Annotated in this window: 9 protein-coding genes, 2 tRNA genes and 1 pseudogene; 6 read left to right on the top strand and 6 right to left on the bottom strand. The window is 38.3% G+C overall.

What is annotated here, in order from left to right; genetic code table 11:
- A partial coding sequence (cobN, locus tag ACKPEB_RS17760; protein WP_408966299.1) for a cobaltochelatase subunit CobN occupies nt 1–3,636 on the top strand: 3,636 nt, incomplete at its 5' end.
- Nucleotides 3,637–3,820: 184 nt separating this feature from the next.
- Nucleotides 3,821–5,218, top strand: a complete 1,398-nt coding sequence (locus ACKPEB_RS17765) for a hypothetical protein (protein WP_408966300.1) — start codon at nt 3,821–3,823, stop codon at nt 5,216–5,218.
- Between the two features lie 51 nt (nt 5,219–5,269).
- Here ACKPEB_RS17765 and ACKPEB_RS17770 read toward each other — a convergent pair.
- A pseudogene (locus ACKPEB_RS17770) lies at nt 5,270–5,665 on the bottom strand (Uma2 family endonuclease); the annotation flags it as partial.
- Nucleotides 5,666–5,769: 104 nt separating this feature from the next.
- Between ACKPEB_RS17770 and ACKPEB_RS17775 the strand changes: the two are divergent.
- Nucleotides 5,770–6,690 (top strand): NAD(+) kinase, encoded by a 921-nt coding sequence (locus ACKPEB_RS17775; protein ID WP_408966301.1) that lies wholly within the window; start codon nt 5,770–5,772, stop codon nt 6,688–6,690.
- Between the two features lie 23 nt (nt 6,691–6,713).
- On the opposite strand, the gene ACKPEB_RS17780 is transcribed toward ACKPEB_RS17775, so the two are convergent.
- Both ACKPEB_RS17780 and ACKPEB_RS17785 read right to left on the bottom strand, forming a co-directional pair.
- Nucleotides 6,714–8,144 (bottom strand): hemolysin family protein, encoded by a 1,431-nt coding sequence (locus ACKPEB_RS17780; protein ID WP_408966302.1) that lies wholly within the window; start codon nt 8,142–8,144, stop codon nt 6,714–6,716.
- Between the two features lie 32 nt (nt 8,145–8,176).
- The gene (locus ACKPEB_RS17785) at nt 8,177–8,830 is read right to left on the bottom strand and encodes a hypothetical protein (protein ID WP_408966303.1); all 654 of its coding nucleotides are present in this window, start codon (nt 8,828–8,830) and stop codon (nt 8,177–8,179) included.
- 193 nt (nt 8,831–9,023) lie between these two features.
- Between ACKPEB_RS17785 and ACKPEB_RS17790 the strand changes: the two genes are divergently transcribed.
- Nucleotides 9,024–9,096 (top strand) — tRNA-Met (locus tag ACKPEB_RS17790).
- Nucleotides 9,097–9,221: 125 nt separating this feature from the next.
- On the opposite strand, the gene ACKPEB_RS17795 is transcribed toward ACKPEB_RS17790, so the two are convergent.
- Nucleotides 9,222–9,581 (bottom strand): SH3 domain-containing protein, encoded by a 360-nt coding sequence (locus ACKPEB_RS17795; protein ID WP_408966304.1) that lies wholly within the window; start codon nt 9,579–9,581, stop codon nt 9,222–9,224.
- 107 nt (nt 9,582–9,688) lie between these two features.
- Nucleotides 9,689–12,352, bottom strand: coding sequence for a DNA mismatch repair protein MutS (gene mutS / locus ACKPEB_RS17800; protein WP_408966305.1), 2,664 nt, complete (start codon nt 12,350–12,352; stop codon nt 9,689–9,691).
- 138 nt (nt 12,353–12,490) lie between these two features.
- Between mutS and ACKPEB_RS17805 the strand changes: the two genes are divergently transcribed.
- Nucleotides 12,491–14,374: a putative bifunctional diguanylate cyclase/phosphodiesterase gene (locus ACKPEB_RS17805; RefSeq protein WP_408966306.1), complete on the top strand. Its 1,884-nt coding sequence runs from the start codon at nt 12,491–12,493 to the stop codon at nt 14,372–14,374.
- Nucleotides 14,375–14,420: 46 nt separating this feature from the next.
- Nucleotides 14,421–15,134 carry a lecithin retinol acyltransferase family protein gene (locus tag ACKPEB_RS17810; RefSeq protein WP_408966307.1) on the top strand — a complete coding sequence of 238 codons (714 nt, stop codon included), beginning with the start codon at nt 14,421–14,423 and terminating at the stop codon, nt 15,132–15,134.
- Between the two features lie 123 nt (nt 15,135–15,257).
- On the opposite strand, the gene ACKPEB_RS17815 is transcribed toward ACKPEB_RS17810, so the two are convergent.
- Nucleotides 15,258–15,329 (bottom strand) — tRNA-Gln (locus ACKPEB_RS17815).
- Between the last annotated feature and the right edge of the window lie 86 nt (nt 15,330–15,415).

The raw sequence follows: 15,415 nt of genomic DNA on the forward strand, positions 1-15,415 counted from the left end.
GATACGGATATTCAAACCTTAGCATCTCTGGGGTCTAAACTTCCCTCTGATTTTCCTGGTTTGCGAGTTACGAATTTATTACAATTACAACAACAATTAACCATTGATACCTATGCAGAAACAATTTTAGAAAAAGCACAAATCATTATTTTAAGATTATTAGGAGGACGTTCTTATTGGTCGTATGGGTTAGAAGTTTTACAGGAAATTGTTGCTAAAACTAAAGTACAATTAATTATTCTCCCTGGTGATGATCGTCCTGACCCGGATTTAATCAGTCATTCAACGGTATCGTTATCAATTGTTAATCAAGTTTGGCGATATTTAACCGAAGGAGGCGTTGATAATTTTACGCAAGCATTATTATTAATTGGGAATTATATTTTTAATAAAAATTATTCCATTGTTCCTCCTGTTACTATTCCTAAAGTGGGTTATTATCAATGGAATTCTAATTTAAAACGTGAGAATTATATTGCTCGTGTTGGAATTATATTCTATCGCGCTCATTACCTATCTGGTAATTTAGATCCGATTGATTCCCTCTGTCAAGCCTTAGTTCAATATAACTTAGAACCCATTCCGATTTTCGTTTCTTCGCTGCGAGATCCTGATCTTCAAACGGAAGTTTTAACCTATTTTAAGAATACAACACCTCAATTATTAATTAATACCACCAGTTTCTCGATTTCTTCTATTTCTGAAGATGACAGTCAACCGCCATTATTTACATTAAATATTCCGGTTTTACAAGTGATTTTAAGCGGGGGAACATTAGAACAATGGCAGAATAATTTTATGGGACTTTCCCCTAGAGATATTGCCATGAATGTTGCTTTACCAGAAGTAGATGGACGGATTATTAGTCGAGTGATTTCTTTTAAAGCGGTGGAAAATTGGAACCCAACTTTAGAAACCAATGTTGTCCGATATGTTGCGGTTAAAAATCGGATTAAATTGGTAGCCGAATTAGCGAAAAATTGGATTAATTTAAAACAGAAACCTCCAGCAAAACGACGTATTGCGATTATTTTAGCAAACTATCCTTGTCGAGATGGACGGTTAGCAAATGGGGTGGGTTTAGATACTCCAGCCAGTTGTGTTAAAATTTTACAAGCGTTAAAAAATGCGGGATATGCTTTAGAAAATTATCCTGAAACCGGAGAACAATTAATTGATCAATTAACCTCTAGTGTAACAAATGATCCTGAAGGACGGGAGTTACGGTCTGTTTATCAAAGCTTATCTTTTGAAGACTATCAACAGTATTTTTCAGTGTTACCGTTATCGGTTCAAACGGCAATTCATGACCGATGGCAGAATTATTATAACGAAAAACAAAAGATTTCTCAAGGGTTTGGGATTTCAGGAATTCAACTGAATAATATTTTTATTGGTATCCAACCCTCCAGGGGATATGATCTTGATCCGAGTTTAAATTATCATGCACCCGATTTAGAACCCACACCCGATTATTTAGCCTTTTATTATTGGTTACGATATCAATTTAAAGCCGATGCCATTATTCATTTAGGAAAACATGGGAATTTGGAATGGCTACCCGGAAAAAGTGTAGGATTATCAGAAAATTGTTATCCTGAAATTGCGTTAGGTGCATTGCCGAATTTTTACCCCTTTATTGTTAATGATCCAGGGGAAGGAACCCAAGCCAAACGTCGCGCTCAAGCGGTAATTTTAGACCATTTAACACCGCCGTTAACCCGTGCAGAACTATATGGATCATTACAACAATTAGAAGGGTTAATGGATGAATATTATGAAGCGCAAAGTTTAGACCCATCGCGGTTATTGTTAATTTCAGAAAGAATAATTCAATTAATTAAACATGAAAATTTAGAGGAAGAATTAGGTTTACCTAAATTTAATAAAAAAGCGATCAATCCAGATAAAAATACCATTTTTAATGAATTGGATCGATACTTATGTGAATTAAAAGAAGCACAAATTCGAGATGGATTACATATTTTTGGGCAATGTCCCCAAGGTGAACAATTAAGGGATTTAATCATTGCGATCGCTCGTCATCCTGATTCTAAACGATTAGGATTAACTCGCGCAATAGCAGAAGATTGGCAATTAGAATTTGATCCGTTAACCTCAGATTATGGGGAAATGATTAATCAAAAAATTAATAATCAATTCTGTCGAACCGTTGGCGACGGGGTGGCTGTGATTGAAGAATATGGAATTAAATTAATTGAAAAAATGCCAGATTTTAATAATCAAGGAAAATTCATTCAACAGGAATTAAACTGGATTCAGACCAAATTATTACCGAATTTATTAAAAACTTCTGAAGAAATTACTAATTTATTAAAAGGTTTAGATGGTCAATTTATTCCCAGTGGTGCATCCGGTGCTCCTACTAGGGGAAAACCTGATGTTTTACCCACAGGACGCAATTTTTATTCCGTTGATATTCGAGCCATCCCAACAGAAACCGCTTGGAAAGTTGGGGAATTAGCCGCCACCGCATTAATTGAACGTTATACTCAAGAAAATGGAGAATATCCGCGCACATTAGGGTTATCCGTTTGGGGTACTTCAACCATGCGAACTGGGGGAGATGATATCGCCGAAGCCTTAGCATTATTAGGTGTAAAACCGGTTTGGGATTATCCTTCTCGACGAGTAATTGATTTTGAAATCTTACCGATTTCAATTTTAGGTCGTCCCCGTGTGGATGTCACCTTAAGAATTTCTGGTTTTTTTAGAGATGCGTTTCCTAATTTAATTGATTTATTTGATCAAGCAGTGGTTGCTATTTCTAATTTAGATGAAGCGGAAGATCAAAACCCATTGGCGGCACAAGTTCAACAGGAAACACAATTTTGGATTAAAGAAGGGTTAACAATAGAACAAGCAAATTTGCGATCGCGCTTGAGAATTTTTGGGTCTAAACCCGGTGCTTATGGAGCCGGTTTACAAGGGTTAATTGAGTCGCAAAATTGGCAAGATGATCAAGATTTAGCAACGGCTTATATTAACTGGAGTAGTTACGCTTATACCTGTGCAAATTCTGGGTATCAACAGGGAATTTCTGCCTCTGAAGCCTTTCAAAATCGATTAGAAAAGATGCAAATTGTTCTCCATAACCAAGATAACCGAGAACATGATTTATTAGATTCTGATGATTATTATCAATTTCAAGGGGGAATGACCGTTGCCGTTAGAACGTTAACGGGGAAAAATCCTCAAACTTATTTTGGCGATCATGCCATTCCCGAAAACCCAAAAGTGAAACTTTTAAAAGAAGAAATTGCTAAAGTTTATCGTTCCCGTGTCATTAATCCCAAATGGATCGCTGGCGTGATGCGACATGGCTATAAAGGAGCATTTGAACTATCAGCAACCGTTGATTATTTATTTGCTTATGATGTGACCGCGAATTGTGTGGAGGATTTTATGTATGAAGGAGTTGCAAATGCTTATATTTTGGATAAAAATGTACAACAGTTTATTCAAGAAAAAAATCCTTGGGCGTTACGAGATATGGCAGAACGATTATTAGAAGCCCATCAACGCCAATTTTGGCAAACGGCGAGTCAAACCCTCATTGAACAGTTAAGAGCCGTTGTTCATGAAGCGGAGGGAATGATTGAAGCCAAGGTTTAATCAGAAGTTAAATTACTCTATAATAATAAAATAGGAATCCCGATTAACCTCAGTCATTTACATCAAGCTAACAATTGCTATGAGCCTATTGTCTCTATTAAATTTGTTGATTCGATCAACCCGTAAGAATCCTTTAGTAATCGCTACAGTTCCTCTTCTCATCTTAACAACTGGATGTTCAGGGTTGAAAATCTCTTCTCAACCTGCCGTTAGCTCTAAAACAGCGATCGCAGCTTCTGTGTTTCCTAATCAGGAGAAAGTAGACAAAAATCAAACGTTAAATCCAGAAAAATCTTCGGAGCAAATCATTGCTAAAGGTCAAACTTGTATTCAAGGAAATCCTTTAGATGAATCAACAAAATTTGCTTTACAAGCTGCTAATTTAGCTCAAACGGCTAAATCTCAATCAGAATGGGATGAAGTCGCTCGGTTATGGTTACAAGCGGTGGCGTGGATGCAAGCAGTTCCTGGGAATAGTCCTAAACGTGCATTTGCTGAGAAAAAAGTAATTGAATATATGCGCTATTTAACTTATTCTCAACAACAGGCGGCACGTTCCGGTTCCGTTGCTCAATTTCCGAGTTTTGATAGCGAACCCTTAGATCAACAATTACAATTATATTTATCTTATTTGAGTACCGTTGGCACACCTGATATTTTAATTGTTGGCAGTTCTCGCGCATTACAAGGTGTAGATCCGGCCCAAATGCAGCAAGGATTAGCCCGTAAAGGATATCAAAATTTAAAGATTTTTAATTTTGGGGTAAATGGGGCAACCGCGCAAGTTGTTGATTATATTTTAAGAAAAGTTTTAACTCCTGAACAACTGCCTAAATTAATCATTTGGGCTGATGGAGTTCGAGCGTTTAATAGTGGTCGAATTGATCGAACTTATGATGCCATTATCGCCTCTCAAGGTCATCAAAAAATAGCCGCCGGAATTCGTCCCCAATTGGCAAAAAATGAACCGAGTTCTCAAACTAAATGTTATCAATTACCGGGCTCATGTAAAGAACAAAACTCGCCTAAATTTCAGTTTGAGATGTCTAATTTTATCCCAACTGATCAACCTGGCGAACCTTCTTATCAGAATTTATTTTATCGTCCTTCAGAATTGAAAATTTCTGCAAATCTGGTTTCTTTAGATGCCATTGAAGCCAATGGATTTTTACCATTATCGAGTCGATTTAATCCTAAGACTTATTATCAACAAAAACCTTATGTTTCAGGAACTTATGATGGAGATTATCGAGCGTTTAATTTAGGAGGAAAACAAGCCAGGGCGTTGGATTCCGTTGTTGCCTTTACTCGCTCTAATAATATTCAATTAGTGTTTGTCAATTTACCTCTTACCGATGATTATTTAGATGGGACTCGCTGGTCGGCTGAAGTGGAATTTCAACAACAAATGCAACAGTTATCTCAAGAGTATGGTTTTATTTTTATTGATTTATCGGAAAAGGCATTAACTCAATATCAATATTTTGCTGATCCCAGCCATTTAAACCGTTACGGAGCGAGTTTAGTATCGAGAGAAATTATTGCTAACCCATCTATTCCTTGGCCCCGTTCTCGCTCTTAGAAACCGGGTTGATTCATAAACTCGGTTTCTACTCTTCTATTCTTGAGATAGATTCGTATCGGGGTGATAAATATAATATTCTTCTACCCCATAACGGTCATAAAATAATAATTTTTTGTCCATATCTGTTGGGGAATTACAAGGAGAAAGAATTTCAAAGACAACTTGAGGAGCAATCCCTCCTTCTTGCCATTGTTGATAGTATGGGCGATCGCCTTTGGGTGTACCCAAAGCAATCATTACATCCGGTGCTTGCATAATTGTATTTCGTCCTTCAACGGGATACCAAAATAAATCTCCAGCTACAAATACATTGGGATCATGAGCATAAAGTTGTTCTAAATTCTGTTCAATTACAACAATCCAACGGAATTGTTTAGTATGATCAGCCGTTGGTTTCCCGTCACTTTCTGGATCAATAATCTCGGCAGATTTGAGTTGAACCATAACTTAATTTAAGCTTTATCAATCCAGTGTAATCAATTTATCCAAATTTGGTAATCGATCAGGGATAATAATAACAAGACTGTGAGTAAGAATAGGATAGCGTCGTGGAAATTAAACAGGTGATTATCGCACATAAAGCTAGAGATCCGTTAAGTCAACGCTGGGCGGAACAATATGCTAAATATTTAGAAAAGCAGGGATGTTATGTGTTAATGGGGCCAAGTGGAGCAAAAGATAACCCCTATCCTGTTTTTCTCGCTTCTAGTAGCCTTCCCATCGATTTAGCCATTATATTAGGAGGCGATGGAACCGCCTTAGCCGCCGCCCGACATTTAGCCCCTGAAGGTATTCCGATTTTAGCCGCTAATATTGGGGGACATTTAGGATTTTTAACTGAGTATTTTGAAGATGTTGAAAATACCGAAAACGTGATTGATCGATTATTTGAAGAACGCTATGCCGTGCAAAGTCGGATGATGTTACAAGCAACGATTTATGAAGGAAATCGAAACAATTTAGAACCCGTTAGCGATCGCTTTTTAGCCTTAAATGAAATGTGCATTAAACCCGCTTCTGCCTATCGAATGCCTACATCATTTTTAGAGATGGAAGTGGATGGAGAAATCGTCGATCAATATCAAGGAGATGGTTTAATAGTGGGAACCCCAAGCGGTTCGACTTGTTACAATACCTCCGCCGGAGGGCCGATTTTACACCCTGGAATGGCTGCCATTACCGTGACTCCCATTTGTCCCTTAAGTTTATCCAGTCGTCCCATTGTTTTACCTCCGGGTTCTGTTGTTAGTGTTTGGCCGTTAGCCGACCCGGAACATGATACAAAACTTTGGATGGATGGTGTATTAGCGACTTCAATTTGGCCCGGTCAACGAGTGGATGTTTCCCTGGCAAATTGCGAGGCAAAATTTATTATTTTGCGGGAAAATTATTCGTTTTATCAAACTTTAAGGGAAAAATTACAATGGGCGGGAGCTAGAATTCGGCATATTAATAATCACCGAAATTAACGAAACCAGGAAAAATATAATGATCATTCTTCTTCAGAATTGTCAGCAACTTCTGAGAGATTTTGAGGAGCTTCCATCTCTGGGGAACTGATGGTTTCTGGTGGGGTTTCTGTTGAGGTTTCTGGTTCTAACATTTTAATTTCAATTTGATCTAAACGTGGGCCATCAGTTGAAAGAACAGTAAACTCTAAATGATGATAACGGAAGGTTTCACCAACGGTGGGAATTTTTTGCAGTTGATAAATTAAAAATCCTCCTAACGTTTGATATTCTTCTGTTAAAGGTAAGTCTAAATCTAAACGTTCATTCAGTTCTTCTAAGTCTAATTGAGCTTGTACTAAAAACGTTTGTTCATCAACAAATTGAAGGGTGATATCCTCTGCTTGCGTGAGTTCAGAACGATCACCAATAATTTCAGCAATTAAATCTTGAATCGTAACTAATCCTGCTGTCCCGCCAAATTCATCCACAACAATCACTAATTGTAACTGTGAGCGTTGCATTAAAGATAATAACTCATTCAACGGCATTTGTTCAGGAACAAATCGCGCCGGACGCACCCAAGGTCTAATTAAACTATTTTGAGAGAAAACCCCATCCCCTAAAGGTTTCGCTAAATCTCGAAAATCAATGGTTCCTAAAATATCATCTAAAGATTCTCCCATAATTGGATAGCGAGAATGATTAGAATTAGCCATTTCATTTAATAACAGTTGAAACGTGGCATCATTGGGAATGGCAATAATACTGGTACGGGGAACCATGATTTCTTCCGCCACCACATCCCCAAATTCAAAGACATTATTTAATAATTGTCGTTCCTCCGCTTCTAACCCAATAGACTCACTGGAAGTCGTAATAATTAATTGCAATTCTTCCGGGGTAACTCTTGTGTAAGGTTGTCCGCTAAACTGAACCCCAGAGAGTTGCAATAACCAACGAGTAGATTGATTTAAACTCCAAACAAACGGTTTAAAAAAACGAGCAATGGCTAAACTCGGAGGAGCTAAAAACCGAGATAATTGTTCAGGATAAACTAACGCTAAAGACTTGGGATAAAGTTCTCCTAAAACAATTTGTAAATAAGCAATTAAGAAAAAGGCAAAAATGGGAATCACCAAGGAATGAGCAATGGCATCATGGAAGGTATCAGGAAGAGGTAAAGGCGTTAAAATATCCTTGAACGTCATTGCTACCGTTGCTTCTCCAATCCATCCTAACGCCAAACTTGAAAGGGTAATTCCTAACTGAGTCGTAGACAGAAATAAATCAATGCGCCGTTGTAATTGCTGAACGCTTCTGGCGGGAGAATCTCCTTCATCAACCAATTGGTTAATTCGCGATCGCCTCACCGAAACCATTGAGAATTCAGCCGTTACAAAAAAGGCATTAATGGTAATTAAAAGTAGCACTGAGAACAATCGCCCCAGTAAATCTTGAGTGGTCAGAGTCATGAATGAATCACCTTTGCAGAAAAACCAGAACTCTATTGAGCCACTGGAATTCCTGACATTTGTAACTGCATTTTTTGGTCAGGATAATCGGTTAAATTCAGGGTTAATTCTTTAGAATTTTCCACTAATGCAGTTGGAATGGTAACGGTTCCTGAATAAACTTTACGATTGGGCGGTAATTGACCCGGTAATTCTTCAACACTAGCACTCAAAGCTCGACCTTTATCATCGTTAACATTTAAGAAACTATAGAGAAAACGGACAGACTGTTGACCTTCATTTTTCAGGTTAACCTCTAAAATCAATGAATTCCCTTTCCGAGTGGCTTCGACCACTTCTAAACTCACGCCACCATCGCGACTCACAATAGGAAATACTGATTTATTATTGGGCGCAGAAGTTGTCGGATTTTCAGTTTTGGGTTTGTTCACTTTAGCAGAAGTTGATTTGTTAGGCGTTTTATTCGATGCACTAGCGACTTCTACATCCTTCCCTTCCATGCGTTTTTTGACCGTTGCCAAGATATCTTTTTCTTGCAGCAAAATCACCCCATCTTGACGGGTGGAATTTTTCTTTTTATTGGTTAAACTATTAGGTCGCACATCCGGTTGTGTAATTTCTTTCAACGCAGAACGCCCCAAACCATAACCCCAAACCGCACTGGTAAAGCCAGCACCAAACATCATGGTCAGTAGCACGACAGTTAGAACAACAGTTGAATTTAGTCCCATCTCAAGATTTTAATATGATGTAACTCGCTATTTTAACGGCTAATGCCTTGAGGATATGCTATCACCTACACAGCCGACTCTGAATTTTGGCACAATCACAATCAGAATTAACGATTTTGCCCGGAGATATGCTATTCTATAATAAGAAGCGCCCTTGGCCGATTGGGGAGGCAGCGAACTCATAATTCGCCTTCAGACTGGTTCGATTCCAGTAGGGCGCACTTCAAGCTTTATACGGTAATCTCTCATTCTGAAAACGAATCATAACTTCGCTGCTTCACTGAGAGATCATGTTTCACTCTAACTTCACTCAATTATCCCTTCTAGTAGATTGAGTAATTTACCTTTAATATTTACAATCGGTTAAATAATCTGACCAGACATAACCTTCTAAGGGTTTAATAATTTTCGTCCATTTTTCTCCTTCACTTCCATCCGTGACTCCTAACGCCACAATGGTTCCATTTTTGAGACTTCCAATCACTTTTCCATTGGGTGTTTGTCGAACGTTTAAGGGGGTTGCGGTAGGATCAGCAACGATACAATATCCAATCGGAGTTTGTACTAATTGCAAAGAATTAGAGGTTTCAGAAGCCGTTGGACGCTCTGAAATGGCTGTATTTGCAGGTGTAGCTTGGGTCAATATTATTGAAATTAACCCTACAACAGCCCATCCAGAAATAGAACTTGCCAATATTTTTTTCATGGGGTTTCTATCCTTTAGTTCAGTTAATCATATAACTCGCACCCCTATTGATAGGATAACCAATTTGGGAATAAAAATCAAGCTTATTCCTCAATTTTTCCTGAAGATTAATCCTCAAAAATATCTAACTGTTCTCCAGTCTCCTCCTTTTTATTCTGTTTCTTAATTCCTTTCCTCAATCCAATGGCAATCTTACTATGTTTTTCAATTTGACGCATCACTTGTTTAGCGCGTTGAATCACCACATCCGGTAAACCGGCTAACCGTCCGGCTTCAATTCCATAAGATTTATCAGCACCTCCGGGTTGAACTTGATGTAAAAATATAATTTTATCGGGTAATTCTTTGACGGTAACTTGATAGTTTGCTACATTGGGAATAATCGACGCTAATTCATTTAATTCATGATAATGGGTAGCAAAAATAGTTCGAGATCGAATTTCTGTCGCTAAATATTCCGCCACTGACCAAGCAATGGATAATCCATCAAAGGTGGCTGTCCCTCGACCAATTTCATCTAATAAAACTAAGGATTTTGGAGTTGCATGATTTAATATATTAGCTGTTTCGTTCATTTCTACCATAAAGGTTGATTGACCTGTTGCTAAATCATCCACCGCCCCGACGCGGGTAAAAATGCGATCGCAGATTCCTAATTTAGCCGATTTAGCGGGAACAAAACTTCCCACCTGAGCTAATAATTGAATTAAACCAATTTGCCGTAAATAACAACTTTTACCACTGGCATTGGGCCCCGTTAAAATAATTAAATCCGGGTAAGAATAAGGTTGAATTCCTGATGTTTCTGACTCTTCCTCGACCCTTCCTAATTGGGCAGTATTGGGGACAAAAAACCCAGGAGGTAAGGATTTTTCTACAACGGGATGTCGCCCTTCAATAATTCTAATTTCTCGACTATTAACCATTTCGGGACGACAATACCCTTGATAAACGGCAATGTCTGCCAACCCGCATAAAACATCAACCGCAGCGACAGCACGGGACACATCCCGAATCAATTCTGAATGCTCTCCCACTTCCGATCTTAACCGCACAAATATCTCGTATTCTAGTTGGTTTAAATCGTCTTTTGCCGTTAATATTCTCGCTTCTCGTTCCTTTAATTCCGGGGTAATAAAGCGTTCTTCATTGGTTAAAGTTTGCTTTCTAATATAATCTGTAGGAGCTTGATCTAATTTAGAACGAGTAATACTAATATAATAACCAAACGCTTTATTAAACCCGACCTTTAATGTCTGAATTCCGGTGCGTTCCCGTTCTTGAACTTCTAAATTAGCTAACCATTGTTGATCCTCTTCTGTTAACAGTCGCATTGCATCTAACTGTTCATCCACTCCCGCCCGAATTAAGCCTCCTTCTTTTAAATGTTGGGGAGGAGATTCGACTAAATAAGATTGAATTTTATGGGCTAAGGTTTCTAAAATTGGGGGAACGGTTTGTAAGGATTTTAAATAGGGGGAATGACCTTGACTGGCTAAAACTGATAATTCGGGTAATTTGGCTAAAGAATCTGCTAAAGCCACTAAATCTCTAGCGTTAGCCGTTCCATTTCCCGCCCGTCCCGTTAATCGTTCTAAATCATAAATTTGGCGAAGTAATTGTTGTAACTGATATCTTAATTCATGATTTTCAACTAACTCTTGAATGGTATCATGCCGTGCTCGAATTCCGCGAATATCTAATAACGGTTGTAATAACCAACGTCGCAACGCTCGTCCTCCCATAGCCGTACTGGTTTTATCTAATGCCCATAATAAAGACCCATGCAAAGTTCCATCTCGAACGGTTTGGGTAATTTCTAAATTACGACGACTTTGATAATCTAAAATTAAATAATCCGTAATTGTATAGGTTCGTAATCGTTGTAAAGGAACTTGATTTTCCCGTTGAGTATCATCTAAATAGTCTAATAATCCGCCTGCCGCCCGAACACCAAGAGGTAAATGATCACATCCTAAACCTTCTAAAGATCGAACTTGAAATTCTTCTAAAAGTTTGTTTCGAGCTTCACTTAAACTAAACGGAAGTTGGGAACGAAAGGAATAACAAAAACAAGTCGGTAAACAATCCGGTAACTGATCAGATTTTTCCCCTGGACGCAACATTTTTCCTAAATCTGGAGCATTAATCGGAACTAAAATTTCCGACGGTTGTAACCGCATTAATTCTTGGGTGAGTTGTTCTAAATTTTGCGATTGTGTTGTTAAAAATTCTCCTGTTGAAACATCTGCATAAGCTAACCCCCAATGGTCTCCAGCCATGACAACCGCCGCTAAATAATTATTTTGGCGACCTTTCAGCATTCCATCATCGGTCAAGGTTCCTGGGGTTAAAATTCGGGTAATTTCTCGACGAACCTGACGCTTTTCTCGCGCCGCAATTTCTGCATCTTCCACTTGATCACAAATGGTAACGGCATAGCCTTTTTCTAATAGTAAAGCCGCATAACGTTCAACAGCATGATGGGGAACACCTGTCATGGGAACTCGCCCGATTTCTTTTCCTCCATGTTTGGTGGTTTGAACTAATTCCAATTCTTGCGCGATTGTAATTGCATCTTGAAAAAAACACTCAAAGAAATCCCCCACCCGAAATAATAATAAAGCATGGGGATATTGCTCTTTAACTTCGATGTAGCGTTGCATCATTTCTGATAGCTTTTCCCGATCAACCTGGCGATAGTCTGCATTGGGGGGAAGGGAATGATCGGGTTGTGTGGGTGCAGAAGATGCACTGGGAGAAACGCTCATAATTTTCTAAAATGCAAGCCAAGACTAACCTTTAAGACTTTAGCGCGTTTAGTACCCTTCTGCAAACTTAGCAATTTAGCTTAAACTTTAATTCATGGAAATCTCAACCCGCTACAGTCGTCAGACTGTATTTTTGCAGTGATACGTGATCACTTTTTATCGAAAAACCTAGCCCGTCAAGTCGCTACTCTTTATGCCTTTCTCGGTAGTGTTTGGATTCTTTTATCCGATCAACTCCTAGCATTTATTATCCCTAGCCCTCAATTCTTGACTTGGATTCAAACTCTAAAAGGAGGAATTTTTCTATTAATTACCAGTCTGCTTCTTTACTTCTTTGTTCATTTAGGAACTCAGCAATTAGAAGACTCAGAAAGACGGTATCGAACCTTATTTTTTGCTCATCCCCAACCTATGTGGGTGTATGACTTAAAAAGCTTAAAATTTCTAGCGGTTAATGAAGCTGCCATTCAATATTATGGCTATTCAGAGGCAGAATTTCTCTCAATGAAAATTACTGAAATTCGACCTTCAGAAGATATTCCTAGACTATTAGAAAGTTTATCTAAAATTCAGGTTGGACTGAATCGGATTGGACTGTGGCGACATCTGAAAAAAGATGGAACCTTAATGGCGGTAGAAATTACAGGTCATACGTTAAACTGGAAGGGGCAATTTGCTGAAGTCATTTTAGCTCAAGATGTAACAGAACGGTTACAAACTAAAGCCCAGCTTGAACGGTATGCCTATAATGATTTACTAACCGGATTAGCGAACCGCAGTTTATTATTAGAACGGTTAAAATTTGCCATTCAACACCCTCAAAAACACTTAAAAAGTTTTGCGGTTTTATCCTTCGATCTTGATCGATTTAAAGCTATTAAATATGGCTTTGGTCATTTATTAGCTGAACAACTGTTAATCGCCGTTGCTGAACGACTTATAACTTGTGTAAGTTCAAGAGATGTCGTGGCAAGAGTGGGAACTGATGAATTTGCAATTTTATTGCCTGATGTTGCTAATTCTAACAGTTTAAATGAAAAAATAGAACGAATTCATGCTGCGTTAGATTGTCCATTTGTCTTAGATAGTGTTAGCATTTCCTCCCCCACCAGTATTGGGATTGTTTTTGATCAATTCCAAAGCCAACGCCCCGAAGATTATCTTCAAGCTGCCGATACGGCGATGTATTATGCGAAACAAAAAGGATTAGGATCAACGGTTTTTTATGAACCCAGCATGGCAAAAGTTGTGGCAGAACATTTACAATTAGAAGCCGATTTACAACAAGCCATTGAACATCATCAACTCAGTTTAAATTATCAACCGATTGTTTCACTTCAAACCCAAGAAGTTGTCGGGTTTGAAGCCTTAGTTCGTTGGTCTCATCCTCACCGGGGATTTGTGTCTCCAGCCCAGTTAATTCAATTAGCAGAAAAAGCCGGATTTATTGTCTCTATGGGGCAATGGGTTTTATCCCAAGCTTGTCAGCATTTACTCGAATGGAAATCCGCCTTTCCTGATTTATATGTGAGTGTGAATGTTTCAGAAATTCAACTTAGAAATCCCAATTTAATTGGGGAAGTCGAAGACATTTTGCTGTCTTTAAAACTTCCTCCCTTTAGCTTAAAGCTGGAAATTACAGAAAGTAATCTCATGGAGAATATTACTCAGGCAACGGAATTATTAGAGCAATTAAAAAATCTGAAAATTCGCCTATTAATTGATGATTTTGGAACAGGGTATTCTTCTTTAAGCTATTTGCAACAGTTACCTGTAGATACCTTAAAAATAGATCGATCTTTTGTCCAAAATATCCAATTAGGAAACAAAGATTTTGAAATTGCCAAAACTATTATTAACTTAGCTCATAGTTTAGGTTTAGAAGTCGTTGCTGAAGGAATTGAAACTAGCCATCAAGTGGAAATTCTAAAACAACTCGGCTGTGAATTTGGGCAAGGATATTTATTCTCGCCTCCCCTCGTTGATACAGAGGTAATGAATTTCCTCAACCAGCATCGGTGAAATAACTGCCCTAAAGGTTCGCCTCAAAACCGTTAAAATAGAAACGATGAGAGGAGATAAAATTAACAATCTAATGGCAAGAGGCGACCAAATCTATGTTTTTCGAGAATTTTATAACCTAGAGGGTTTATATGAACATCATGGCATTGATTGTGGCGATGGAACGGTAATTCATTATCGCAAACCGAGTGAAATTATTCAACGAACTTCGATTGATACCTTTTCCAAAGGTAAAAAAATTTATCTGCGACACTATCCCATTCGTTATATTCCTGATACTGTCCTCAACCGTGCTCAAAGTCGCTTAGGAGAACAACAATATAATTTACTGTTTAATAATTGTGAACATTTTGCGACTTGGTGTGTAACTGGGGTGAGCAAAAGTCAACAGGTGGAGAATTTTATTCCCCTACTTCGTTCTATTAATATTGATACCTTATCGGAGCCTCTCAAACAAGCGTTCATGGGAACACCGCCAAAAGATGCCAATCATTTCTTAAATCAAGCTTTAGCGGAAATTCGAGTCGCATGGGATGATGTTCATCCTCAATATAAACAAGCCTTAGATGAGATGAATTCTTGGAATAAAGTTGCGAAAGAAGCCTTAAAACGAAATCGGGAAGATTTAGCACGGGAAGCTCTCAAACGAAAATTAACCGCAAAACAACGAGCGATGGAATTAGAAGAAAATTTAGAAAAATTAGCGTCCATGACTCAAAAACTTTTGCAAAATCAAGGAGATATTCCGAATGTTGATTAAGATTTTTTTCCTCTAGTCTAACGGCTAATCTCTTCGACAACCTCACGACATTTAAGATAGAGAAATATCAAAAAACCTTAAGCAAGGATTGCTTAAGGCTGACTTCCAGTATAATCGTTTTAACTGGGGCGAAAGGATTCGAACCTCTGAATGGCGGGACCAAAACCCGCTGCCTTACCGCTTGGCGACGCCCCATTGCTTCACAGTTATTTATATTAGCAGTACCCTACGGGGATTTGTCAAGGGTTTTCAGCAAAAATTTTTCAGATTTTTTGAATAAT

It is taken from the genome of Planktothrix sp. (assembly GCF_046067725.1).
Taxonomy (GTDB): domain Bacteria; phylum Cyanobacteriota; class Cyanobacteriia; order Cyanobacteriales; family Microcoleaceae; genus Planktothrix.